Source organism: Chloroflexota bacterium, from assembly GCA_016875875.1.
Lineage (GTDB): Bacteria > Chloroflexota > Dehalococcoidia > GIF9 > UBA5629 > 9FT-COMBO-48-23.
In genome coordinates this window covers 34109-57464 of sequence record VGOP01000004.1, presented here as the reverse complement: position 1 = coordinate 57464, position 23356 = coordinate 34109, and the positions used below count along the sequence as shown (strand labels likewise).

At 49.9% G+C, this 23356-nt stretch carries 24 protein-coding genes; 9 read left to right on the top strand and 15 right to left on the bottom strand.

The window, feature by feature from the left end:
• Positions 1–2: 2 nt before the first annotated feature.
• From FJ023_04170 to FJ023_04160, 3 genes are read right to left on the bottom strand one after another with little or no spacing between them, the layout of a single operon-like run.
• On the bottom strand, positions 3–1913 hold the full coding sequence (locus tag FJ023_04170) for a pyruvate carboxylase subunit B (GenBank protein MBM4446534.1): 1911 nt from the start codon (positions 1911–1913) through the stop codon (positions 3–5).
• Between the two features lie 40 nt (positions 1914–1953).
• Positions 1954–2139: a hypothetical protein gene (locus FJ023_04165; GenBank protein ID MBM4446533.1), complete on the bottom strand. Its 186-nt coding sequence runs from the start codon at positions 2137–2139 to the stop codon at positions 1954–1956.
• A 12-nt stretch (positions 2140–2151) separates the two neighbouring features.
• Positions 2152–3702, bottom strand: a complete 1551-nt coding sequence (locus tag FJ023_04160; protein MBM4446532.1) for an acyl-CoA carboxylase subunit beta — start codon at positions 3700–3702, stop codon at positions 2152–2154.
• A gap of 142 nt (positions 3703–3844) precedes the next feature.
• Between FJ023_04160 and folP the strand changes: the two genes are divergently transcribed.
• From folP to queD, 3 genes are read left to right on the top strand one after another with little or no spacing between them, the layout of a single operon-like run.
• Positions 3845–4717: a dihydropteroate synthase gene (gene folP, locus FJ023_04155; GenBank protein ID MBM4446531.1), complete on the top strand. Its 873-nt coding sequence runs from the start codon at positions 3845–3847 to the stop codon at positions 4715–4717.
• A gap of 2 nt (positions 4718–4719) precedes the next feature.
• Positions 4720–5247 (top strand): 2-amino-4-hydroxy-6-hydroxymethyldihydropteridine diphosphokinase, encoded by a 528-nt coding sequence (folK, locus tag FJ023_04150; GenBank protein MBM4446530.1) that lies wholly within the window; start codon positions 4720–4722, stop codon positions 5245–5247.
• Complete coding sequence (gene queD / locus FJ023_04145) at positions 5228–5596, top strand: 6-carboxytetrahydropterin synthase QueD (protein MBM4446529.1); 369 nt, start codon at positions 5228–5230, stop codon at positions 5594–5596. Before folK ends, queD begins: the two co-directional genes overlap by 20 nt.
• Here the strand turns inward: queD and FJ023_04140 are convergent, their stop codons facing one another.
• Entirely contained in the window at positions 5597–5779 is a 183-nt protein-coding gene (locus FJ023_04140) for a Trm112 family protein (protein MBM4446528.1), read from the bottom strand.
• Positions 5780–5892: 113 nt separating this feature from the next.
• Here FJ023_04140 and FJ023_04135 point away from each other — a divergent pair, with 113 nt between their 5' ends.
• On the top strand, positions 5893–7482 hold the full coding sequence (locus tag FJ023_04135) for an exonuclease (GenBank protein MBM4446527.1): 1590 nt from the start codon (positions 5893–5895) through the stop codon (positions 7480–7482).
• A 131-nt stretch (positions 7483–7613) separates the two neighbouring features.
• Here FJ023_04135 and FJ023_04130 read toward each other — a convergent pair whose 3' ends face one another.
• From FJ023_04130 to FJ023_04115, 4 genes are all read right to left on the bottom strand, one after another.
• On the bottom strand, positions 7614–8405 hold the full coding sequence (locus FJ023_04130) for a hypothetical protein (GenBank protein MBM4446526.1): 792 nt from the start codon (positions 8403–8405) through the stop codon (positions 7614–7616).
• 152 nt (positions 8406–8557) lie between these two features.
• Positions 8558–9664 carry a hypothetical protein gene (locus FJ023_04125; GenBank protein ID MBM4446525.1) on the bottom strand — a complete coding sequence of 369 codons (1107 nt, stop codon included), beginning with the start codon at positions 9662–9664 and terminating at the stop codon, positions 8558–8560.
• Positions 9665–10091: 427 nt separating this feature from the next.
• On the bottom strand, positions 10092–10607 hold the full coding sequence (locus FJ023_04120; protein MBM4446524.1) for a hypothetical protein: 516 nt from the start codon (positions 10605–10607) through the stop codon (positions 10092–10094).
• Between the two features lie 184 nt (positions 10608–10791).
• Entirely contained in the window at positions 10792–11586 is a 795-nt protein-coding gene (locus FJ023_04115; GenBank protein MBM4446523.1) for a mechanosensitive ion channel, read from the bottom strand.
• Positions 11587–11795: 209 nt separating this feature from the next.
• Between FJ023_04115 and FJ023_04110 the strand changes: the two genes are divergently transcribed.
• The gene (locus FJ023_04110; GenBank protein MBM4446522.1) at positions 11796–13310 is read left to right on the top strand and encodes a M20 family peptidase; all 1515 of its coding nucleotides are present in this window, start codon (positions 11796–11798) and stop codon (positions 13308–13310) included.
• 247 nt (positions 13311–13557) lie between these two features.
• Here FJ023_04110 and FJ023_04105 read toward each other — a convergent pair whose 3' ends face one another.
• From FJ023_04105 to FJ023_04080, 6 genes are all read right to left on the bottom strand, one after another.
• Positions 13558–14673: a M20 family metallopeptidase gene (locus FJ023_04105; GenBank protein MBM4446521.1), complete on the bottom strand. Its 1116-nt coding sequence runs from the start codon at positions 14671–14673 to the stop codon at positions 13558–13560.
• A gap of 15 nt (positions 14674–14688) precedes the next feature.
• Positions 14689–15231, bottom strand: a complete 543-nt coding sequence (locus FJ023_04100; protein MBM4446520.1) for a GNAT family N-acetyltransferase — start codon at positions 15229–15231, stop codon at positions 14689–14691.
• 35 nt (positions 15232–15266) lie between these two features.
• Positions 15267–16100 (bottom strand): enoyl-CoA hydratase/isomerase family protein, encoded by an 834-nt coding sequence (locus FJ023_04095; protein ID MBM4446519.1) that lies wholly within the window; start codon positions 16098–16100, stop codon positions 15267–15269.
• Between the two features lie 13 nt (positions 16101–16113).
• Positions 16114–17316 carry a M48 family metallopeptidase gene (locus tag FJ023_04090; protein ID MBM4446518.1) on the bottom strand — a complete coding sequence of 401 codons (1203 nt, stop codon included), beginning with the start codon at positions 17314–17316 and terminating at the stop codon, positions 16114–16116.
• A gap of 81 nt (positions 17317–17397) precedes the next feature.
• Positions 17398–17961, bottom strand: a complete 564-nt coding sequence (locus FJ023_04085) for a LemA family protein (protein ID MBM4446517.1) — start codon at positions 17959–17961, stop codon at positions 17398–17400.
• A gap of 44 nt (positions 17962–18005) precedes the next feature.
• Positions 18006–18437, bottom strand: coding sequence for a hypothetical protein (locus FJ023_04080; GenBank protein MBM4446516.1), 432 nt, complete (start codon positions 18435–18437; stop codon positions 18006–18008).
• Between the two features lie 243 nt (positions 18438–18680).
• On the opposite strand from FJ023_04080, the gene FJ023_04075 reads away from it, so the two are divergent.
• A complete protein-coding gene (locus FJ023_04075; GenBank protein MBM4446515.1) occupies positions 18681–19376 on the top strand; it encodes a TIGR00730 family Rossman fold protein in 696 nt (231 codons plus the stop codon).
• Positions 19377–19380: 4 nt separating this feature from the next.
• Here the strand turns inward: FJ023_04075 and FJ023_04070 are convergent, their stop codons facing one another.
• A complete protein-coding gene (locus FJ023_04070; GenBank protein ID MBM4446514.1) occupies positions 19381–20787 on the bottom strand; it encodes an MBL fold metallo-hydrolase in 1407 nt (468 codons plus the stop codon).
• A gap of 89 nt (positions 20788–20876) precedes the next feature.
• Between FJ023_04070 and FJ023_04065 the strand changes: the two genes are divergently transcribed.
• From FJ023_04065 to FJ023_04055, 3 genes are all read left to right on the top strand, one after another.
• Positions 20877–21068, top strand: a complete 192-nt coding sequence (locus FJ023_04065; protein MBM4446513.1) for a hypothetical protein — start codon at positions 20877–20879, stop codon at positions 21066–21068.
• A gap of 67 nt (positions 21069–21135) precedes the next feature.
• Positions 21136–22140: a thiamine pyrophosphate-dependent dehydrogenase E1 component subunit alpha gene (locus FJ023_04060; GenBank protein ID MBM4446512.1), complete on the top strand. Its 1005-nt coding sequence runs from the start codon at positions 21136–21138 to the stop codon at positions 22138–22140.
• Positions 22141–22161: 21 nt separating this feature from the next.
• Entirely contained in the window at positions 22162–23175 is a 1014-nt protein-coding gene (locus FJ023_04055; protein ID MBM4446511.1) for a pyruvate dehydrogenase, read from the top strand.
• The last annotated feature ends 181 nt before the right edge of the window (positions 23176–23356 follow it).

Here is a 23356-nt window from a genome sequence, read left to right as displayed (position 1 = left end):
GCCTAACCGATTATGGCGAGTACAGCGCCCCCGCTTACTTTATCACCGGGCTTGAAATTTATGGCTTTTATCTTACCAGTGGCTGGAGCAACTATTTCGTTTTCCATCTTCATGGCTTCTAGGATAACTATGCCCATGCCTGCTTTGACCTCATCACCCTCTTTTACGAGATAACGGATGACCGTGCCTGGTATCGGAGCAGGCACTGGTGTCTCCCCGGCAGCAACTTCTGCCTTGGGAGGTGCTGGAGGCGCTTCTGGTTTAGGTGGTGGTGCTGTTGTAGGTTGTGGTGGGGCATATGCTGGAGGTGGAGCAAATGTGGCCGGGCCACCTGTAGGCTCAACCTGGACCTTGTAGTAGTCGTCACCAACAAAGACATTAAATGTTCTGGAGGCCGGCCCTTTCATCGGTGCTTTAAGCTCGACTTTTTCCACCAGTTTACCAGCTTTAGCTTTGGCAATAAGCTGTTCTTCTCTTTTGACATCTTCTAAGGTCTTTGGCTTGGTTTCCGGAGGTGGTGTCTCAAGGCCATATTTCCACTTTAGGAAGCGCATGCCTGTCTGAGGATAAAGTGCATAGACAAGCACATCACCGATGTCTTTAGCGATGTCTTTTGTCGCCTCTTTGGCTTTTTGCAGTTCCGGCTCAAGGATATCGGCCGGCCGAGAGGTAATAGGTTTCTCTCCTCTTTCATAGCCTTTGAGGACTGTTTTCTGTATCTCCTTGTCAATCGGGGCTGGTGGCTTGCCGTACAAGCCATAGACGTAGTCTTTGACTTCTTTAGATATCATCTTGTATCTGCCAAAGAGGACGTTCTGGACTGCCTGAACGCCGACTATCTGGCTGGTTGGGGTGACTAGTGGCGGGTAGCCAAGCTCCTTTCGAGTTCGGGGAAGTTCGGCATAGACCTCTTGCAGACGGTCGAGGGCATTGGCTTCTCTCAGTTGGGCAACCATGTTGCTGAACATACCCCCGGGGATTTGATGCCATAGCACGCCGGTGTCAATCACCGATATCTTCGTTGTGTCTAAAAAGTCCCTGTATTTAGGGGCAATGGACTCGAAGTATTCGCCCAATTTAAGTAGGTGCGCCAATTTAAGCTGCGTATCCCTAGGGCTGCCGCTAAGGGCGACTACAATTGGTTCTACTGCTGGATGAGCGGTGCGCAAGGCGAATGGGGCGATGCAGGTATCGATGAAATCAACGCCAGCCTCGATGGCTCTTAAGTAGCTCATATAGGCCATGCCACTGGTGAAGTGGCTGTGCAAGTTGACGGGTATATTCAGGGCTTGTTTTAGAGGTTTGATTAGCTCGTAAGCGTCATCCGGGGAGATAAGTCCAGCCATGTCCTTAATACACAGACTATCTGCTCCCATTTCCTGAATGACAAGAGCTTTCTTCACAAAATAATCGATATTGTATACTGGGCCACCCAACTTAGGTTCTGTTAATGAGTAGCATAGGGAACCTTGGATATGCCTCTTTTTATCCTTGATGGCTTTAAAGGCAGTTATGAAATTTCGCTCGTCATTGACGGCATCGAAGACGCGGAAGACGTCAATACCGCAGTCGGCGGCATGATGGACAAATGCGGTGACTACATCGTCGGCATAATTGCGGTAGCCAACTAAGTTCTGACCGCGCAGTAGCATTTGTAATTTGGTATCAGGCATCAGCTTTTTCAGGATACGGATTCTTTCCCAGGGGTCTTCATTCAGAAACCGGGTCATGACATCAAAAGTGGCACCACCCCAAACTTCCATGGACCAGAATCCTGCTTTGTTCATCTCCGGGGCAATAGGCTCCATGTCAGCGGTTCGCATCCGGGTGGCGAAGAGGGATTGATGTCCGTCACGCAGGGTAAGATCGGTAATTTTTACTGGATTCTTGCCGCTTTCCTTAGTGGGACTCATATTTATGTCTCCTCCTCAATGAATGGGATAGTTGGACTTGCTATCGGTTGACTCTTCTTACGCGCCAGCGAGTTCTGGCTCTCATCAGTTCCTGGCGTCCAAAAAGCCGCCACGGGCTAGTTTCAGAATAAGGCGTGACTCTAGAAGGTACTGCTTTGGCCTGCTCTTCCTGTTCCATGTAGGCGTTAATCGCCCCCGCTATTGCGGCTGTTACAGCCTTGTTCATTTCGATTACTTTCTATAACGGTATATTGCCGTGTTTTTTCGGTGGGTTGGTATCGGTTTTGTTGCGGAGCATTTCCAGGGCTTTAATTATTTTTGGCCGTGTGCTTCTGGGGTCGATGACATCGTCAATGTAGCCCTTGCTAGCAGCTACATAGGGATTGGCGAATTTATCTCTGTACTCAGCAATCAGTTTTTGTCTTGTCTCCTCCGGTTTTTCTGACTTATCTATGGTATCTTTGAAGATGATGTTTACGGCACCATCTGGCCCCATTACAGCAATCTCGGCTGTTGGCCAGGCATAGTTGATGTCGCCGCGCAGGTTTTTGCTGCTCATGACTACAAAAGCCCCGCCGTAAGCTTTGCGGGTGATGACACTTATCTTGGGTACGGTGGCTTCAGCATAGGCATAGAGGAACTTGGCACCATGCCTGATAATGCCCCTGTACTCCTGTTCGGTGCCTGGCATGTATCCGGGTACGTCGACGAGTGTAACCAGAGGGATATTGAAGCAATCACAAAAACGGACGAACCTGGCGCCTTTGTCTGCAGCATCAACATCGATTACTCCGGCATATATTGATGGTTGCTGGGCTACTATCCCGACGATGTGCCCGCCCATCCTGGCAAAGCCAACAATGAGGTTGTTGGCAAAATTCTCGTGTACCTCCAGAAAATCGCCGTTATCTACGATTTTGAGTATGACTTTTTTCATATCATAGGTTCTGTTCGGGTCATCAGGGACGAGGTTAAGAAGTTCTTCATCCATCCGGTTCGGGTCATCGCCGGTATCCATAAAAGGTGGCTCATCCATATTGTTTTGTGGCAGAAAGCTTAGCAGTCGGCGTATTGCCTCAAGACATTGCTGGTCGTTATCGGCGACAAAGTGACAGTTGCCGCTTTTAGTGGCATGCGTCATAGCGCCACCTAGTTCCTCGAAAGTAACCTCTTCGCCGGTCACTGCCTTGATGACTGCTGGCCCGGTGATGTACATTTGGCCTGTGTTCTTTACCATGAAGATGAAGTCGGTTATGGCTGGTGAGTATACGGCGCCTCCGGCACACGGTCCCATAACCACTGAAATTTGAGGGATGACGCCTGAATAAATGGTATTGCGCATGAAGATGTCACCGTAGGCTGCCAGGCTGTCTACTCCCTCCTGTATACGGGCACCGCCTGAGTCAAGCAAGCCGATGATAGGGGTGCCGTTTTTGGCTGATAGGTCCATGGCTTTACAAATTTTTTCTGAAGCCACTTTTGACAGCGAACCACCGAAAACGGTGAAATCCTGGGAAAAGACAAAAGCAGTTCGTCCATTGATTTTGCCATATCCGGTGACTACAGCATCGCCTAGAACCTTCTGTTCTTCGAGTCCGAAGTCAGTGCAGCGGTGAAGAGCGAACGGGTCGAGTTCTTCAAAGGTACCTGGGTCAAAGAGAAGCTGAATTCGTTCTCTGGCGGTAAGCTTGCCTCGTTTATGCTGGGCTTCTATACGCTGGGCTCCGCCACTGGCCATGGCCTGTTGTCTTAATTTGTTTAACTCGGTGATCTTTTGTTCAATTCCCATATGCTTTACCTTCCCATCAAGCCGCTATGTGAGGATTTTACGTGCTGCGATTGCCGCAAATAGCATTGTAACATATTTCGCCGAGCATTGAATAGCGTATAATCACATAGCATGATAGAATAAAAACCTGATGACTGGCAGGATGAGCAAAGCTTCATTGCTAGAGTGGCGAAAGGCGAGGGGAGCTTCTTCTTTGGGCGTCACCCATTGCGGAAAAAACACCTTCTACTGGGGAGAGCGAACCTATGTGATGGGGATTATCAACGTCTCACCCGATTCTTTTTCCGGCGATGGCTTGGATAGTGTCGATGCTGCGGTGGCTCAGGCGCAACGTTTTGTCGCCGAAGGTGTTGACATACTCGATGTTGGTGGCGAATCTACCCGCCCCAATTCGGCTCCGATATCAGTCGATGAGGAGTTGCGGCGGGTGATACCGGTGCTGGAGCGATTGGTCGGCAAAGTTAAGGTGCCTTTGAGTGTCGATACCTACAAGTTTGAGGTGGCTCGTCGGGCTCTGGATGCCGGGGCAGAGATGGTAAATGATATCTGGGGGTTGAAGCAAGAGCCACGATTGGCTGAGCTGGCGGCAGAGAGAGCCGTGCCTATAATCCTGATGAGTAATCAGCGGGATAAGCCTCAGCGCAATATTGTGTCGGCCGTTATTGCGGATATTAAGAGGGCCATAGATATGGCGTTAGATGCCGGGGTGCCCTGGGAGAATATCATCATTGACCCGGGCGTTGGCTTCGGTAAGACACTGGAACAGAACCTTGAGCTGGTACGGCGATTGGATGAACTTAAAGCTTTAGGCAGACCCATATTGCTTGGCACCTCGCGTAAATCGATGATTGGACTGGTGTTGGATTTGCCTCCGGAGCAGCGTCTGGAGGGCACAGCAGCCAGCATTGCCATCGGTATCGCCAGAGGTGCCGATATAATTCGGGCGCATGATGTCAGGGAGATGATGCGCGTTTGCCGCATGAGCGATGCCATCATTCGAGGCAAGGGGAGCTAGCAGTGGCAACAGTCTACCTTGGTCTTGGCTCCAATCTGGGAGACAGAAAGCAGAATCTGACTCAAGCCCTTGAGTTGCTGTCAAAACATGTGGTGATTGAAAAAGTCTCCCCTATTTACGAGACCGAGCCTGTAGGCTACACGGAGCAACCCCTTTTTCTTAATGCCGTGTGCCGTATCTCTACTGAGCTAAATCCCAGACAGCTTCTGCGTTTGGCCAAGAAAATTGAAACTAAGCTTGGCAGAGCACCTAGTCTTGCCAACGCGCCCAGGCCAATAGATATAGATATACTTCTCTATGACAATGAGGTTTTCAGCAGTAAAGAATTGACCATACCCCATCCTCGCCTAACTGAGCGAGCTTTTGTGCTGGTGCCGCTGGCTGAGATCGCTCCAGACCTGGTTCATCCTGGGAATAAAAAAACTGCCAAAGAGCTGCTTGATGATTTGGGAACTGTGACCGGTGTTCGAAAGTGGGCTGGAGCCGAGGAGATTATGATTAGGAGGCAAGATGTATCAAGTATCCGTTGAAGGACACTTTGATGCCGCCCATTATCTCAGGGACTATGGCGGCAAGTGTGAGAATCTGCATGGTCATCGCTTCAAGGTGGTGGTCAGTCTGAAGGCAACAAAGCTTGATGAGATCGGTTTGGCTTATGATTTCGTGGAGCTGAAGCGTCATCTGAAAGAGGTTCTTGCCCGGTTCGACCACACCTGCATCAACGATGTGCCGCCCTTCGATAAAATCAACGCCTCTTCGGAGAATATCGCTGTCACTATATATGACCAGCTTAAAGGTCGTTTCTCTGGTGGGGTGTCGCTGTCGAGCGTTCAGGTGTGGGAATCGCCGCAGAGCTGCGTAACTTATAGCCCTGAATAGTTAGCCTTCTATGTTTGGCGGCAAGAGGTTGGGGATGCTTTCTGTGATGGGGTAGCTGTGGTTACATTGTTTACAGAAGAGTGAGCCGGTAACTACCTCGCCCTCTTTCTCCTCAGTTGCTTTGAGTTTAAGCGAGCTTTTGCACACCGGACAGGCCAGTATGTCCATCAACTCTTTCTTCATCGAGAGCTTATCCTACTCCAATTTGAGAAAGCTGTCAATTTTGATTTTTAACTTTTTATGGGTTGCCTCCAGGTCGCCTTTACGTTAGACTGATAGCATAACAGGAGCGGTCTGTGGTAAAGCTGACATTCTACGGCGGCGTCAATGAAATCGGCGGCAACAAGATACTCCTCGAGGATGGAGAGCGACGGCTGTTCCTTGACTTCGGCTTTCCCTATAAAAGACACAAGCAGTTCTACGAGGAATACCTGAAGCCACGCGGCGCCGCCGGCTTGCTCGACCCCCTGGCGATGGGGTTGCTGCCTCCGCTGGAGGGGCTTTATCGGGATGACCTGGTTACGCCGGGGCTCTGGGAGCAGTTCCGGAATGCTCCTTCCTATCGTAAACTTGAGCAGTTGGATGGCATGCTGCTGTCCCATGCTCATCTCGACCACTCAGGTCATATCGCTTTTCTCAGGGATGACATCCCGGTCTATTCGACTGTAACTACTGCCTTTATTGCCAAGGCTGTTCAGGATTCAGGAAAGGCAGACTTCGACCAGCAGGTATGTTATTTCGACCATAAACAACCAGGTCGTCCCTCAAATTGGAAGCAGGAGGCGCTGCTCACCACTGATAAAAAGCAGCAGCGGCAGTTTTGCCTTGCCGATGCAGAGCTACAGGCCTTAAGCGAAGATGCCGTCAAGTTCTGGCTGAAATCTCCGGGACAAAAACCTCTTATCTCCTGTCCCCTGGCTTGCCACAGTGGCTGCAGCTTGAAGCTACGTTGTTTCCCCGTTGACCACTCCATACCCGGTGCCTGCGCCTGGGGCATTGAGACCAGCTCCGGCTGGATTATCTACAGCGGAGATTTGCGGCTGCACGGCAAGCGGGCTGAGCTTACCAGAAAATTCATTGAAGAGGCTGGCAAATTGCGTCCCAGGGCGCTTATCCTGGAAGGCACGAATGTGACCCGCAAGACGAATGTGGCTGAGCGCGAAGTGTATGAAAATGGGTTTAAGGCTATAAAAGGTGCTACCGGCTTAGTTATCGCTGACTTCCCTCCCCGGGATGTGTACCGCCTGCTCACCTTCTTGCAGGTTGCCAGGGATACAGGCAGGAAGCTGGCTATACTGCCCAGAGACGCTTATTTGTTAAAGACCATGCGTCTACTGGAGCCGGAGATTCCTGATATTGCTCAGGAGGATAGCATCGTCATATATCAGGACACCATTGCCAGCAAGAGCCCCAATCTTTGGGTGCAGAACTTGTGCAAAGAGTACGGCAGCAAGATGATTCTGGCTGAAGATGTACGTTCGGCAGAGGACAGGTTTATCCTCTGTTTCAGCTTCTTTGACATTAATGAGTTGCCCAGCCTTCGTCCTAAGCCGGGCAGCCTGTATGTTTTCAGCTCCAGCGAGCCTCATGACGAGGAGCAGGAGATTGACTTCCGTCGCCTGCATCAGTGGCTGGAGCATTTTGGGCTTAGAGGTTTTGGCCTGCCTGTAGAAAAGAATGGTGATTGGGAGATACCTGAGGAGGAGAGGGGTTTACATGCCTCCGGCCATGCCTGTGGTCCCGATTTACTCGAGGTGGCTCGATGCATAAAGCCCGAGGTTCTCATCCCCGTCCACAGTGAACACCCCGATTTCTACATAGAGCACCTGAGTGGAAGTGGAATTGAGGTCACCTTGCCGTCTGCGAGTGGCACAATAGAGATGTGAAACTATGGACGTATAGCTAAATTGCGATCTTCTTTTGAAGTATCTCCGCATGGAACCAAACGGACAGTGAACACGATTTTTTTAGAAACGCTTCAAGGTTGATGACACAATGGGCAGTTGTGTGCGTGACGTCACTCTTCTTCCGGAGCTTTGTCGCTTGGAAGCGACTTATAGAGTAAATCAATGGATAGAAAATCTTTGGCCACCTTAGAGGCCCCGATAACTTTTGTATCAACAGTGAGGTCGGCAAACCGTTTCGAATTTAGGTAGTTTTTCAAATCAATCAGTTTGCTGTAATCATTTAGAGCTTTGTTTGAGGCATCGCTTTTGGTGCATTCAAGTAGTCTTATACAAACGCCATCAGACGCAAGCGTAATTGTTATTACATCCACTTCTTTTAAATCGTCTGGTCGCATTGCGATTGTTACAAGAGGCAAGACCCACCTAGCCGCTTGTTGTTTATCATCGGCCATGAGCTCGTTGGTATACGCAAGAACTTCTGTGACTTCATCTTGCTTCAGCGTTTTGCTTTTTTCCGCCTCCATAAGAATTGCTCTAAGAGGAATACAAAGAGTTCGGGCCATTCTGGAACTTTTTGTTGTCAAGTCAAAAATTAGTCTTACAACGCGGCGCGCATTTATTGCCTCTTTAAGACGTTGTGGCTCATTCTTATTGCCAAATATAAGCCTCCAAGCAACGGTGTCTCTCGGTCTTGCTCTTTCAGGCTCTGTATCTACTTTTTCTAATTTATATAGCGTTTCAAACAAGTTTTGGAGATTTGGATCAGAAGCCTGTTTTATTGCTGCTACCAAATGCTTTTCTAACTTATTCGTGTTAATTTCAACCTTCGACGTATCGAAAATATAGCGTAGAATTGCTATTCCGTAAGGCGACTTTGAGAGATCTCTTGCAGATGTAGGCATACTCCCCCCTCTTGCAAGTTTACTCTGCAGGATCTCTAAGTTTCGGATAGGACGCACCAGTAGTCCCAATGATTTTGGGGTATCGACCGTTGCTATTGTGATAACATGAGTGGAGGCAAAGTCCCCTGGTTTCGTCATGGGCCTGACTAGAACTATATAACCGTCGTCATCGGGATAGGACACAACTTTCTGCAGAGTCTGCTTCCTAAGCCAACTACCTTTTTCTCTTGCTCTAGGACGTTTGGAATTTTCTCATCCATAGCAGTGGCATAAGAAAACCTAACATCGCTCTTAAGTATGACTCTAGGTATTCTGTCTCTGGTGGAAGGCAAGAAATCTTTTCCAAGATTTTTATCGAGCAAGCTTTTAAGGTCTTCATCTTTAAATTCCAACAACTTGTTCACGTCTAGCATGCCTTCCATAAGCAATCTTGCTACCTTTCGTGCTACAAGACTTTCGATGACACTTGACCTAGCATCAAGATATAGAGTGTCTACTAGATAATGGCGCAACTGGCTTAGAAGCGCCACCTCCACTGATTCTTCTAGCGCAGCAACCGCTGTAATGCCACTGCGCATCGCCTGAAAAGCAACACTTACGGGAATAGAGAATCTGGCGAGTCCTGTGTAATGAAGGTCTCTCTGCACATAATCGTAGCGCGATACTATCCTATATAGTCGGTTGAACTCGCTCCTGTCATCGAGCCTATGACAGATCAACCATTCCCTGTCGCCGAGGTCCACTTCCTTTGGCATAAGCTTTATCTTCAAGCCACAAAACCAAGCATGTAATGACTCGTATTCATAGTTTTCCAATAGTTGGTCGAGTCTGCTAGTCGATTCCAATTGCGGTTTGTGTTTTATACACATCTCCCAAACTGGTTCCAACGCACTACGCAGTGTGTCGTGAAATTCCTTTGACAGCTTAGTAGCCAGTAGCACTCCTTCTTCTGCTGCATATGTATATGGGAGATGGCCTATCCCACCAAGAATGCAATATATTCTGAACTTCTTCATATCTTCAGAAATGAGTCTGAGTTCCTGTACAACATGGTACATACCTGTGTGGTGTTCCCATTTCATATGTGTCGCCGATGGGAATACCAGTGAAATCAAGCCAAGACATCTAATTCCTTCCAGCCTCTCCCGCTCCTTCCGAACGTCGGTGTATGTCAGAAGCTTACGTAGCAAGTCGTCGATTTCGATATTGCCATAGATAGGGTCTACGACTATATGGCTATTTGTTGATAGTTGTTCCATCACTTTTCGTACCTAGTCTATGCTGGCTTGGATTTTGCCCCCCCGCACCAGCGGTTTGACCATTACATTACATAACTAATATAGACCGTGTCAAACGATGCTGTCAAGTCAAGACTTAGGTGGTTCGTTTAATGTTTAAAAGCTTTAAGGAATTTGTCAGATCTGACGCACATAGAGAGAAAAGGCCTGAGCCACACAACGCAAAACGTTCTGCTCAATTCCCGGTGCGGCGTAGTATCATGGAGTCAAAGGCACACCGAGCAAAGACGGTCGGTAAATAGCGAATGACGTAGTAGCCTATGCCAGCTTGATATCGGAGCTGGCTTTGGCTTCTTTGATGAATTGCAGCAGTATGCTGCTGCGCAAGTCGTTGCGGCTCTCCAGCGGGGCGACGAACTTGCCTTTAATCCAGATGTGCTGCGGTCAGCTATTTTATGGGTGTGCCATCGAGGAAAGTGTCTACCAAGTCAACTATTGCCTGCGCTCCGTCGCTGACTTCTTGCAGGGCTTCCCGTACCCTATTGTCATCCGGCGGAGTACCAAGACGGATGTCAGTAACGATTGCCTGCGCTCCATCGCTGACTTCTTGCAGGGCATCCAGTACTCTCTGGTCATCAGGTGGGACACCTAGAACCTTTAGAACTGCACTCACCCGACCGTTCAGCACGCTAAGCTGTTGCGCCATGGCCTCGAGCTGGTTCACCTGCGCTTTCCATGGTGTGGGCTCAACGCCTGCCCGGATTATGGCTTTATCAACGTGCCTGTTAATCTCTGCCAGGTTGTTAGTCACTGCGTTGAGCTGATTCACCTGCGGCTGCCACGGAGTGGGCTCAACGCCGGCGAATACAGGAGCTGAAACGCTCGTCAACAGCACCAAACACATGCCCAGCATAGCCAGTATTTTGATTGATAACCTCCCTGTTGCCGTATACTTTATGCCCATTTCTAATCCTCCTCTCTGCTTTGAACCCTTAAGCCTATTGATTAGTTGCTACCCCCCTGACCGAACTATTATATCACATATGACATTAGATGTCAATGGCTCTGACCTTATTTACCTACCAATCTTGGGCAATCAAAGACACGCCAGGCAAAGACGGTGAGTGAATAGTGAATGGTGTGGTGGCCTATGCCAGCTTGATATCGGAGCTGGTTTTGGCTTCCTTGATGAATTGGAGGAGTATGCTGCTGCGCAGGTCGTTGCGGCTCTCCAGCGGGGCGACGAACTTGCCTTTAATCCAAATGTGCTGCGGTTCGACGAAGACGAGCACGCGGGGGCCGCTCATGGCTTCGTCGAGGAACCTGGGGTAACCGTCCTGGAAGACCTGGCCGGCCTGCTTCACGTAGACCTCGTCCTGGCTCTTAAGTATGCTCTCCAGAAGCTGGCTCGCCTTCTCCACGTTGCTGTCGGTGGTTATGGGGATGCGTACCTCGTCGAACATGTAGTCAGAGGAGATAGCCTCAAGGCCTGTCGAGTAGTCCTTGGAGTAGTTCAGTACTGGCTGGTCAAGTATGATGAGGTTGGGCACGTATAGCAGCCTGCCGGTGAGTTCACCGCCCAGCTTCTCGTCCTCTCCGACCTCTTCGAGTGTAGTGTGAAGCAGCCCTATATGCCTGACATCGCCTTTTGTGTTGCCGATGCGAATTCTATCCCCAATGTCGTAGATTTTGGAGAAGGTGATGACAAAGAAGGAGAAAAAGCTGGCAGTGTATTTCTGTAGGGCCAACGCCAGTGCCAGGGCAATAAAAGGCACATATATGGCTACCTGAGGGACATATATGGCTGCCAGTATGGTAGCGGCTACAAATGCCAGAACACCGGCGCAGGTAACGATAGTTGTGATTAGACTTGTGTTTCGCCGCTTAGCCTCGGCTTTAAGCGCGTTGAACTTTGCAGAGCGCCGACTGATATCGCTCTTCATTGTTTGGTCTTCGTAGCCTGTTTGTGTCAAATGTTTATTCTTATTCATCTTTGCTCAGTACGCTAGTCCAAGGAGGACAGACCTGGAGGTCTGTCCCTACAGTTTCTCGATATAGTAGAGGTGGGAGGGGGTGACCCTCCCACCTCTCGAAATGGCGCTATGTCTTTTGCGTATCATTTTATACGTGTTTTCGGCCATTTGTCAAGGCAATGGTATCTGTGCGAAAATTACCCCGATTATGCACACAAGGAGGTTTAGAAATGAAGAAATGGGTCATTGCAGTGCTTTCTGTCGCGCTGTTGATAGTCATCTTAGTAGCTGTCATAGCTGTTAGAACCGTTACCTTCACCTCGAAGCAGATTCCTGTCTCAGGCAAGGTGACTTACCCTGTTGATATTGACAGGGCTGCCGGACGCCTTTCCGGGGCTATTCAGTTCAAGACTGTTTCCAGCCAGGACCCGTCCGAGATAGACTACGAGCAATTCAGGCTGCTCCAGGAACATCTGGAAAAGGCATTCCCGGTGGTGCATTCTGCTCTGGATAAAAAAGTTATAGGCGAGTACAGCTTTCTCTACGTCTGGAAGGGCACAGATACCCAGAAGAAGCCCATATTGTTGCTGGCGCACCAAGACGTAGTGCCGGCTGAAGATATTGGCTGGGAGTACCCGCCGTTTTCTGGGACGGTAGCCGCTGGCTACATCTGGGGCCGCGGTGCTCTGGATGATAAAAGCGCCATCTGCGGGCCGATGGAAGCCATTGAGTATCTGATAAAGGAGGGCTTCAAGCCAGCGCGCTCTATTTATCTGGCTGTTGGGCACGATGAGGAGATAGGAGGCAGCGACGGTGCCGGTAAGATAGCTGAGTACCTCAAGTCACAGGGATTGCAGTTTGAATATGTTTTGGACGAAGGACTTGTGGTTACACAGGGTATTGTGCCTGGGGTGTCTGCTCCTGCAGCCTTGGTGGGAACCGCAGAAAAAGGTTATCTCACGCTTGAGCTTATTGCTGAGGGCGAAGGTGGTCACTCAGCCATGCCGCCGCCCCAGACCATGGTCGGTATCCTGGCTACAGCCATAGACAAACTTCAGAACAACCCCTTTCCAATTCGTATGTCAGGTCCCACCGGCGACCTCTTCGAGTACCTTGGCCCGGAGATGAAATTTCCCAACAACATGGTCTTTGCCAATATGTGGCTCTTCGGCCCGGTAGTGAAGGGTAAGCTCTCTGTATCGCCGGCGACGAATGCAACCATCAGGACCACCATGGCGCCCACCATGTTTCAAGGCAGCACAAAAGAAAATGTGCTCCCCACACAGGCCAGGGCGGCGGTCAACTTCAGGCTACTGCCTGGGGATACCGTCCAGAGCGTTACTGAGCAGGTGCAGAAAATCATTGACGACCCGCGCGTGGTTGTGCGGAGTTCAGCCCATCCTGGTGTCGAGCCGTCGCCTATCTCCAGCGCTGAGACATGGAGCTTCGGTATTATGAACAAGACCATTCGCGATGTAATGCCTGACGTGGTTGTTGCACCTTCCCTGGTGGTTGTCACCACTGACTGTAAATACTACGTGGAGCTCTCGCCGAGCATCTACCGTTTTCTGCCACAGAGGCTTTCTGGCGAGGACTTGACCAGGATTCATGGCCTGAACGAGAGGATATCCATCGATAATTATGGCGAATTCATCAATTTCTATATCCAACTCATGCGGAACTCGTGCAGCTGAATAAGCCGTATCGGTAGCGAGATTTTTTGAGTGACAAGTTCATCCTGAGCCTTGTGAGATTCTTGACTGGGCTCAGAATGAATAAGATTGCTACGCTTCGCTCGCAATGACAGAAAAAGCACATGTAGCCACGAGGCTTGAGATTCTTCGACAAGCTCAGAATGAACGGAAAGAAGGGCGATCCTAAAGGGTCAAGGCTACATTTGTGACGCACGACTAAGGGTGGAAAGTGACGAATAGTCCGGGCTTATATGGCCAGTGCCAGGTTCAGATACAGCTGAGCTGCCTGCAGCACCTGCTGGAAGGAAACCGATTCTTCCGGTGCATGGGCTGCTTCTAGCCGACCAGGCCCTAGTACGATGGGGTCTACACCGGCAGCCCAGAGCACGCTGCCATCGGAATGGCTCCTGAAGTCTTGAGGTTCCCAGGGGAGAGACATCTTTCTATATGTTTCCTTCAGCTTACTTATCAAGGGTCTCTCCTGGGAGATCTGGTAGCCGGCGTGTGTATCTTCAAATTTCAGACGGGCATTCAGGTCGGGGATGTTGGCACTTGCTGCCTCTACTAGTTGTTCCAGTTCCCTTTTGAGCATGTCAATTCTGGCGTTAGGTGGCAGGTGAAGGTCCAGCCAGGCCTCACAGGTGTCCGGCACGACGAATCCACCGGGGAAGCCTGAAAGTTCTCTGATGTTGTACACCAAGCCTTGTGGTGCTGATGCGGCGTATTCTGTGATTTGCAGCAAGAGTCTTAGCATGGCCTCAATGGCATTTTGACCAAGTTCCGGCATAGAAGAGTGGGCTTTTTTCCCCTCGGTGCGCAGTAGTGCTTCCAGATAGCCGTAATGCCCGAGACAGGGTACCATGTTGGTAGGCTCACCAATCACCGCCCACGGGAAACTATATTCCTGAATCAATGCCTTGGCACCGCTGCTGTCTTCCTCTTCGCCAACCACTAAGGCTAGCCCTACTGGCGGGAAAGCCTTTTTTCTGCTAGCCAGAGCGATGAACGCTTCCATCATGGCAGCGCAGCCGGCTTTCATATCTGTGGTTCCCAGGCCAAAGATGGTGTCGTCTTTCTCACTGAATCCAAAATCCTCGAGGTCGTGGGCAGTAACGGTATCAAGATGTCCTACAAAGCAGAGGTCTGCCTCGTCTTTTCCCTTAGGGAAGGCTATCAGGTTAAAGCGGTTCTCATCGACTTCCTGCTTGCTTATCACCAGGCCATGTTTCTTGAGATATTCTTCTGCAAACTCAACAATTTCCTCCTCTTTACCCGACGGACTGTAGATGTCCACCAGGTCTTTGAGAAGCTTTTTCAGCCTTGCTGGTTTTATATTCATTGACTGGCTAGTGTTTGGTTTCATGGTACTTGTTCTGATTCATGTGGTTTTTGAAGAGTTCTCGGGCTTGTTGTTGTCTTTGTTGGGTCGGCGAATGGTTTTGGCCAGCCAGACGTGCTGGCTGCTATGGGAGAAGCCAATCGCCTTGAAGAAGGCGATAGCAGGCTCATTCTCAGCGTCGGTATCGGCTATAACCATCCTGACTCCATTTCTCCGCAGCCTCTGTTCCAGCTTTCTATAAAGTCGGAGGCCCAAATTAGTCCTGTGGAAAGCTTCATCCACACCTATCCAGCTTAGGTATCCGTATTTCTTCCAGGCAGTGCCTTCCTTCTCAATGGTGGTACCTATTATGAAGCCGATAATTTTCCCATCCGGTTCGGTCTCGGCAACCATGCAATATTCAGGGTCGGAGGTGAAATAATCGGTTACCTCATATTGGTCCCAGGTGCGGTAGAGAATAGGAAATTCCTCGCTGGTGAAAAGCTGCTCGCCCAGGTGATAGACAGCGCTGATATCGTCTATCTCCATCTGGCGGATGTTCGTTTCGACCCTCTTCTTTCTTTTAGGTTTTTCCGATGGCATTTATCCCTCCGTGTTCATTTCATGGTATACATTATCTAATCCACCCAGAAGTTTGTGGCTAGGCTGCGACGTTTATTCCAGAGTTCGTTTTTTTGGGTGAAAGCCTGTACCCCAGCACCTCTGTCCGCATCCTCTATTTCTCCCCAACTACTAATAGCTCCGATTAGCGCGCCAGAAAGCGCTTCGAAGCCCTGTGCCGTATAAAGGTCGCATTCCACGCCACGGTTGATTATGAACTTCAACTGTCGCAGTCCCTGCTGGTGCTTGGTGCGCAATAATTCAAGCAATTTGTCCACCTCGGCATCGAGCTGGTCGTTGGGTACAACCCGGTTCCAAAGCCCTAACTCCACGGCCCTGCGGGCATGATGGAGAGCACCGAGCATGTTAATCTCTTTGACCATGCGCCGACCGATGAGGCGAGCCAGGCGTGTTGTTCCACCCCACCCCGGTGTAATCCCCACATCCACCTCAGGCATTCCCCATCTGGCGCGTTCCGTGGCGATGACGAAATCGCAGGCCATGGTGATTTCCAGGCCACCACCTACGGCATAGCCATCTACGGCGGAGATGGTTATTTTGTCCAGTTCTTCAAGCTGATTGGCCATGTTCTGGTAGTATCGGACACGGCGCATGACGTCATTGGCATTGCCCCACTGGGCCATCTCTGTGATGTCATCCCCAACGCAGAAGTTGTCGCCGGCGCCTTTTATCACCAGGAATTTAAGCGCAGTGGATTTGCGTATCATTTCTATGGCAGCTACCAGCTCATCGGAAAGGTTCATGCTTAAGGCATTGAAGGATTTGGGACGGTTCAGCGTAATCCAGGCAATTTTATCTTTTTCAACGTAGACTAAGTCTTTGAATTTCATCGTTTTTCTCCTTTCAAACCGGGTTGATTCTGCCGCAGTGTGGGCATCTGATTTCAGGTAATTTGAAGTTGGGAGGCAGCCGCAGCTTGGTGCCGCAAGCACAGGTTATGGTGTTGTATTTGTTGAGGTTCCACATTAAGTTCGAGGTCTCTCGAGCCCGCTGGACAGTTTCGAGTTTTTTGGGTGCCTCCGGTCGTGCGGCTCGCAGAGCCACAGTTCCGGCGGCTGTTACCGCAGCAGCGGGTATTAATACTTGGCTGGTATCGCGAACCTGTCTATAAGCAGCAGCATAGTCAGCAAAAGAGGCACCAGCCATGGAACGTAATATGCGTATTCGCTCGGATATTGGTGGATGGGTACTGGTGAGATTCTCGGCAGACATACCTCGCTTGCGGAAGGGATTGACAATATACATTGGTGCTGTGGCTTGATTGGCTGATTTTAGCTGGTCGGTGGAGGTGGCTATCTTCTCTAGAGCCGAGGCCAATCCTTCAGGGTATCTGGTGTATAGAGCTGAGGAGGCGTCTGCTAGGTATTCTCTTTTTCTGGAGATGGCGAAGTAAATGAGTTGAGCCATGATTGGAGCCAGTATCATAAAGGCAATGGCAACAATGATGATGATAATCTGGCCCGAGCCACCGCCTGAAGAGAAGCTTCTTCTGGTTCTGCCCATGCCGCCGAAAAGCATGAATCGTGATGCGTACCAGGCCAGGATGACGATAGTGCCGAGAAGCACGCTGCACATTGCCATCAATAGCACATCTCGGTTTTTGATGTGAGACATCTCGTGCCCAACGACTCCCTGTAGCTCATCTCGGTTGAGCTTCTGCAGCAGTCCGGAGGTGACGGTCACAGATGCCTTTTTGGGGTCTCGCCCGGTGGCGAAGGCGTTCAGCGCCGGGTCGTCAACAATATATATGGCGGGCATTGTTTCCAGACCGGAGGCAATCTTCATTTCCTCAGCTATGTTAAATAGGCGGGGATGGTCATCGTGGCTGATTTTCTTGGCTCCCGACATGGCAAGCAGGATGCTGTCTCCCTGGAAATAGGCGACCAGACTCATGATTATCCATAGTATCAGGGCGAAGATTAAGCCGCCTGTGCCGCTATCGAAGAAGTACACGCCCAGGAAATAGCCGAGCAGGAGCAGCAATACTCCCATCCAAACTACAAGTATTGCTGACCTGGTCTGGTTAGACCTGATTTGTTCCCACATAAAAACAAGCACGAAATCCCAGGCACCAAACCCTAAACGTTATTGTTTAGAGAGTTGGATTTGGGATTTCTCCTCTATTGATTAAGTAAAGCTGACTTTTGGCGCCTCTTTTTCCGCAGCTACGGTGACCTCGAAGAACTCGCCTGGCTTAAAGCCAGCCATGCCGGCTATGATGTTAGACGGGAACATCTGCGTCTGATTGTTATAGTTTAACACCGAATCATTGTAGAACTGACGGGAGAAGCTTATCTTGTTTTCGGTTGAGGCGAGCTCTTCCTGGAGAGCCAGGAAGTTCTGGCTGGCTTTGAGGTCGGGGTATCTTTCAGCTACAGCCAGCAGCCGATTCAAGGCTGAGCTTAGCTCACCCTCAGCCTTAGCTCGCTCGCCCGGCCCGGCGGAAGCTACCTGCTGGGCAAGGGTGCGGGCTTTAGTTACTGCCTCCATTGTCTGTCGTTCATGTTTCATGTAGCCTTTTACCGTTTCTACAAGGTTTGGAATCAGGTCATGCCGTCTCTTTAGCTGGACATCAATCTGCGCCCAGGCATTTTTTACCTGGTTGTGCGACCTGACCAGGCCATTGTAGATGGCGATGAAGGCGATGATAAGGATAACTACGATGCCGATGACAATCCAGACTGCTATCATGGGTAACCCTCCTTAACGGTTGTTTATCCGTTTATCATATGCTTTTATTGTTGCAGCTGAGTTCCAGCTTTGAATGTTTCTCCCAGGAAACTTATTACCTGTTGTTGAGAATCCTTTCTTGCTGGTTTTTTCCCGGCTAGATGTTTTAGCAATTGAGCCATCTCACCGCCATCGAACCACAATCCGTGTCCTTGCGGGCAGACATCGACGAGTACTCTGGGATGTTCGCCGATGGTTGTTTTCTTCATTTTCTTCCTGCAGATGGGACATTTCCGCTTCTTCTCCGATGACTCGGCTTCCGGCGATTTCAATATATCGCTGAGTAGCAGGTTGTGGCTATCGAGGTTCATTGACTTCAGCAATAGCTCGAGTTCTGTGGAATCGAACCATACCCCATGGCAGTCGTTACAATAATCAAGCTCGATGTTGTTATACTCAACAACTATCATATCGCTCTTACAGGACGGACAAATCATTACGACTACACCTTCACAAGCCTATTGAGCGACACTGCCTGTCATTCTGAGCGCAACGAAGAATCTCACCCTATCTTTATCCCCCAGATTGCCACGCTTCGCTCGCAATGACAAATAAACGCTATCCTCAAAAGGTTGTCAATAGTGTAGATTGCTTGCCGAATTGTGTCAAGGCAGCTTTGGTTGGTTTAGTGGCAGTTTTTGTACCCAGTATGGTAATATCTGATTGAAGCGGAGGCATATATGGCGCAAGAATATGAGATAAACGAATTAGCTAAAGAAGATTCCTGGCGGATGTTTCGGATAATCGGGGAGCTGGTGGAAGGGTTTGATGAGCTTGCAGGCGTAGAACCGGCGGTGACTATATATGGTTCGGCTCGACTGAAGTCAGATGACGAGCTTTTTGCGAAGACCGAAGAGATAGCCCGTCGGCTGGGTGAGCTGGGTTTTTCAATTATAAGTGGTGGTGGACCCGGTGTTATGGAAGCAGCCAACAAGGGTGCTCTCGAAGCTGGAGTGGCCTCAATTGGACTAAACATCGAGCTGCCGGAGGAGCAGGCTTGTAATCCTTACACCACCAAATCGATAACGTTTCACCATTTTTTTGTTCGCAAGGTCATGCTGGTGAAGTATGCTACCGCTTTTATCATGATGCCTGGTGGGCTGGGGACGCTTGACGAATTAACCGAGGTGCTGACATTGATGCAGACCCACAAGATAAAACCTTTCCCCGTGATTTTGTTTGATAGTAAATACTGGAAGGGGTTTCTAGACTGGCTGCGACGTCAAACCTTAACTAAGGGCTTTGTCTCTGAAGGGGACTTTGATTTACTCAGAGTTTGCGACACGCCTGATGAAGTGGTTGACACAGTTCAGCAATGGTATGTAAAGCAAAAAATCGTTGGTAGAAGAGCTGTAGCTCAGACGGGCTTGGAATAAGCCTCTAATCGAGCAGAAACTCCTCCTGATATTTTGGGACAGCTACCTCCCATCCTATTTTATCTTTGATAAGGCTAGCGAAATGCTGCGATACGCTCGATTCGCCATGGGTTACAAAGAGGCGCCTGGGTGGTTTGCGAAGGCTTGAGAGCCATTTGAGAAGTTCATCCCTGTCGGCATGTGCCGAAAAGCCGTTTATCTGTACCACTCTGGCTTTAACTGGATAGTGCTGCCCCAGTATCCTGACTTTTTCAGCACCGCCAACTATCTCCCTGCCTAAAGTTCCTACTGCCTGATAGCCGACAAAAAGTATTGTACTCTCTTTCCTGGAGATATTGGTTACCAGATGGTGTTTTATCCTGCCGCCGGTACACATCCCGGAGCCGGCGATGATAATAACGGTACCCTTTATTCGATTTATCGCCTTTGACTCCTCAGCCGTTCTTATCACATTTAAGCCACGGAAATCAAAGGGCGACCTTTTCTGGCGCATAAGCTTGACCATTTCCTTATCGAACAGTTCAGGATGATGTTCAAACACTCCGGTAATGCTTACTGCCATAGGGCTGTCGATGAAAACCATGAGGTGCGGTATGCGGTCTTCAAGTAGGAACTTGTTGAGACAGTACAATATCTCCTGTGACCTCTCCAGAGCGAAGCTGGGGATGACTATGTTTCCTCTGGATTTCACGGTTGCGTTTATGACATCGGCTAGCTTGTTGGCGGCGTCTTCTGAAGGCTCAAGTGACCTATCACCATATGTGGACTCCACGAGTACGTAGGCTGCTTCTTCGAACAGTGTGGGGTCACGGAGTATCGGTTTACCCCAACGGCCAATGTCTCCAGAGAAGAGAATCGTCCTCTCCTCCCCGTTTTGCTGTATCCTGACCCTTATCATGGATGAGCCAAGGACATGACCTGCATCATAAAAGGTGGCTTCAATACCTTTGCCTATACTGACGGTTTTTCTATATTCTACAGGCGAGAAAAGTGGGAAAGAAGCTTTGGCGTCATCTACCGTGTACAGTGGAACCTCCGGATATTGGCCTTGTCTCCTTGTTTTTTGGTGTCTCTTTTTCTTAAATTCTGCATCTTCTTCCTGGAGGTTTGCTGAATCGAGGAGCATGATTTCTGCGATTTCAGTGGTGGCAGCAAGACAGTAAATCGGACCATGGAAACCTTCACGGACTAGCTTGGGCAGAAGGCCGCTATGGTCGAGGTGGGCGTGGGTTAGAAGGACGCAATCCAGAGTTTCGGGCGGAATAGGAAACGGTTCCCAGTTCCGTCCTCTGAACTCCCTCTCCTGGTAAAGCCCGCAATCTACCAGGAATCTGACGTTGCTGGCCTCAACGAGGTAGCATGAGCCGGTGACGCTCTGAGCCGCGCCCAGAAAAGTTAGCTTAATTTGCATGTTTTGAGATGATAGCAGAAGCAGATGAGTTAGGCAAAGTCTTGCCTTGTCGGGAATTACTGCTATAATTAAACTATGAGGAGTGGTTTATGATTGATTTGAAAACTGCTATTACCGTGGTCGGGATAGTGGTGGGCATTGCTGTAGTCATACTCATAGGCGACATCTTGGGTAGTAGAGTCGGTCGAGCACGTCTGGCTATTGTCATGGGTGTTATTAGTCTAATCGCTATCGTGGCCTTTGTCATATATGCGGCCATCCTTATCGTCCGGTTTCAGTAACCAGATACCAAAAGTTATTGAGGGCATATAATTATGGGCTATAGTCTATCACTCATCGGAGGAGAGCATGGGGCCTGATTTGTGGGCACTTTACCGACACATGCTGCGGAGCCGACGGTTTGAGGAGGCGGTGGCAGATTTGTGGGAGAAGGGAAAAATCTCCGGTGAGATGCACCTGGGTATTGGAGAAGAAGCTATCGCCGCAGGTGTTGTAGCGCACCTGCAGGATGGGGATGCAATGGCCCTTGACCACCGTGGTACGCCGCCGCTGGTTGTACGTGGAGTGGACCTGGTACTCCTGCTGAAGGAGTTTTTGGGTAGTAGTGACGGTCTCTGTGGTGGTATGGGTGGACACATGCATCTCTTTTCTCTCGAGTACCTTGCGGCATCTTCAGGTATCGTAGGTTCAGCCGGCCCAGTAGCTGCTGGTTTTGCCTTAGCTGCTCAGCATCTCCGTCCAGGGAATATAGCTGTGGCTTTTTTCGGAGACGGAGCTATGAATCAGGGTATGCTTTTGGAATCCTTTAACCTTGCCGTCGCCTGGAAGCTGCCTGTGCTCTTTGTCTGCAAGGACAATGAATGGGCGATCACCACCCGTTCTAGGTATGTCACAGGTGGAAATTTGCTTGACCGTGTCAAGGGATTCGGAATGCCAGCGCTTGAGGTGGATGGGACAGATGTGGAGGCGGTATGGAATGCTGCAAGAGAGGGAGTTGACAGGGCACGTAAAAATAACAGCCCCGCCTTTCTGTTGGCTCACTGCATCAGGCCTGAGGGACACTTCCTGGGTTACACGCCGTTACGGAAATCTCTAGAGTCGATGATGGGAATGGTCAAGCCGCTAATGCGCTCCTTACCGGTGAGGCAAGGGGCATCGCCGGGTGAGCGTATTGCCAGCCTTGGCACGATAACGTCTCTGATTGGTCAAACTGTGACTGAGAAGTACAGTAAGCACCGTGACCCTATTTACCGTGCTAGGCAGAGGTTGAAAGGAGAGAAATCTCGCCTAGATGAAATCGAGAAAGAGATAGCGAAGGAAATCAAGCAGGCGGTGGATGTTGCATTGTCATAGCTCTAATGGGGGAAAGAGATAATGAAGACGATGGGCTTTGCCGATGCCATAGATGATGCCTTAGCCCAAGCTATGGCGAGTGATTCCAGAGTAGTGGTCTTTGGGGAGGATGTTCATGGGCTGAGGACTGGACTCTTTGTGCGTTTTGGTGAAAAGAGAATTCGTCCTGCTCCTATCAGTGAGGCTGCATTTGTCGGGGCTGCAGTGGGAGCTGCCATGGCGGGTCTGCAGCCGGTGGTGGAGGTGATGATGGTGGACTTCATTGGGGTGGCTGTGGATGCATTGCTTAACCATGCTGCCAAGGTGGATGCATTTTCTGGGGGTAAATGGAAGGTTCCCATGGTTGTTAGGGCTCCGTGCGGTGGGGGCTATGGTGATGGGGGACAACATGAGCAATCATTGTGGGGCTGGCTGGCACATGTTCCGGGACTGACTGTGGTGGTACCATCGAATCCTGCAGATGCCGGTGGATTGATGTTATCAGCTATTGAACATGAAGGGCCGGTGGTCTATCTGGAGCACAAGCTTCTTGCCAGCAATATGCTGGACTTCTTAGGGTCGGGTGGGCGTAAAACTGTGCAGTATGACGTGCCAGCGGAAGGTACATGTGGTCCTGTTCCTGACAAATGGATGCCTTTGCCCCTGGGGAAGGCAGCTATGCGGCGTGAAGGCAATGACGTTACGATGGTGAGCATTGCCGTTGGAGTCCACCGTTGTCTGGAGGCATCAGCGATACTCAAAAGGAGACGTATCTCAGCCGGTGTGCTGGACTTAAGAACTGTTTCGCCGTTAGACAAGGAGACGCTGTGTCAGGCTGTCTCCAGAAGTGGACGTTTGCTGGTTGTGGATGAGGACTATAAGGATTTCGGTCTCTCAGGAGAGCTTGCCGCAGTGGTGTTGGAGGCGGGAATTCCGGTGCGGTATGGCCGAGTCTGCACTGAAGAGACCATACCCTATTGTCGGGAGCTTGAAGACCAGGTTCTTCCTGGCACGAAGCGTATCGTGGATGCAGCGCTTAAGCTGATGGAGCGGTAATTCTTAGGCAATTCCCCGATGGTACTGGTTCTAATAAATTATCTCTGCAGGTATTGGGCTTAATACCGGTATTCTGAGCATAATATAGGTATATTTATCCTTGACTAAGGGTTCTGGTAATGCTAAATTATCCCGTTTGGAGGGTGTGTTGAAATTACGCGTGTACTGAAAGGAGTTGAGA

What these genes read in the sequence shown, in the direction of transcription:
- FJ023_04170 (MBM4446534.1), bottom strand. Translation starts at nt 1,913, where the DNA reads ATGAGTCCCACTAAGGAAAGCGGCAAGAATCCAGTAAAAATTACCGAT.
- FJ023_04165 (MBM4446533.1), bottom strand. Translation starts at nt 2,139, where the DNA reads ATGAACAAGGCTGTAACAGCCGCAATAGCGGGGGCGATTAACGCCTAC.
- FJ023_04160 (MBM4446532.1), bottom strand. Translation starts at nt 3,702, where the DNA reads ATGGGAATTGAACAAAAGATCACCGAGTTAAACAAATTAAGACAACAG.
- folP (MBM4446531.1), top strand. Translation starts at nt 3,845, where the DNA reads ATGAGCAAAGCTTCATTGCTAGAGTGGCGAAAGGCGAGGGGAGCTTCT.
- queD (MBM4446529.1), top strand. Translation starts at nt 5,228, where the DNA reads ATGTATCAAGTATCCGTTGAAGGACACTTTGATGCCGCCCATTATCTC.
- FJ023_04140 (MBM4446528.1), bottom strand. Translation starts at nt 5,779, where the DNA reads ATGAAGAAAGAGTTGATGGACATACTGGCCTGTCCGGTGTGCAAAAGC.
- FJ023_04130 (MBM4446526.1), bottom strand. Translation starts at nt 8,405, where the DNA reads ATGCCTACATCTGCAAGAGATCTCTCAAAGTCGCCTTACGGAATAGCA.
- FJ023_04125 (MBM4446525.1), bottom strand. Translation starts at nt 9,664, where the DNA reads ATGGAACAACTATCAACAAATAGCCATATAGTCGTAGACCCTATCTAT.
- FJ023_04120 (MBM4446524.1), bottom strand. Translation starts at nt 10,607, where the DNA reads ATGGGCATAAAGTATACGGCAACAGGGAGGTTATCAATCAAAATACTG.
- FJ023_04115 (MBM4446523.1), bottom strand. Translation starts at nt 11,586, where the DNA reads ATGAAGAGCGATATCAGTCGGCGCTCTGCAAAGTTCAACGCGCTTAAA.
- FJ023_04110 (MBM4446522.1), top strand. Translation starts at nt 11,796, where the DNA reads ATGGTATCTGTGCGAAAATTACCCCGATTATGCACACAAGGAGGTTTA.
- FJ023_04105 (MBM4446521.1), bottom strand. Translation starts at nt 14,673, where the DNA reads ATGAAACCAAACACTAGCCAGTCAATGAATATAAAACCAGCAAGGCTG.
- FJ023_04100 (MBM4446520.1), bottom strand. Translation starts at nt 15,231, where the DNA reads ATGCCATCGGAAAAACCTAAAAGAAAGAAGAGGGTCGAAACGAACATC.
- FJ023_04095 (MBM4446519.1), bottom strand. Translation starts at nt 16,100, where the DNA reads ATGAAATTCAAAGACTTAGTCTACGTTGAAAAAGATAAAATTGCCTGG.
- FJ023_04090 (MBM4446518.1), bottom strand. Translation starts at nt 17,316, where the DNA reads ATGTGGGAACAAATCAGGTCTAACCAGACCAGGTCAGCAATACTTGTA.
- FJ023_04085 (MBM4446517.1), bottom strand. Translation starts at nt 17,961, where the DNA reads ATGATAGCAGTCTGGATTGTCATCGGCATCGTAGTTATCCTTATCATC.
- FJ023_04080 (MBM4446516.1), bottom strand. Translation starts at nt 18,437, where the DNA reads ATGATTTGTCCGTCCTGTAAGAGCGATATGATAGTTGTTGAGTATAAC.
- FJ023_04075 (MBM4446515.1), top strand. Translation starts at nt 18,681, where the DNA reads ATGGCGCAAGAATATGAGATAAACGAATTAGCTAAAGAAGATTCCTGG.
- FJ023_04070 (MBM4446514.1), bottom strand. Translation starts at nt 20,787, where the DNA reads ATGCAAATTAAGCTAACTTTTCTGGGCGCGGCTCAGAGCGTCACCGGC.
- FJ023_04065 (MBM4446513.1), top strand. Translation starts at nt 20,877, where the DNA reads ATGATTGATTTGAAAACTGCTATTACCGTGGTCGGGATAGTGGTGGGC.
- FJ023_04060 (MBM4446512.1), top strand. Translation starts at nt 21,136, where the DNA reads ATGGGGCCTGATTTGTGGGCACTTTACCGACACATGCTGCGGAGCCGA.
- FJ023_04055 (MBM4446511.1), top strand. Translation starts at nt 22,162, where the DNA reads ATGAAGACGATGGGCTTTGCCGATGCCATAGATGATGCCTTAGCCCAA.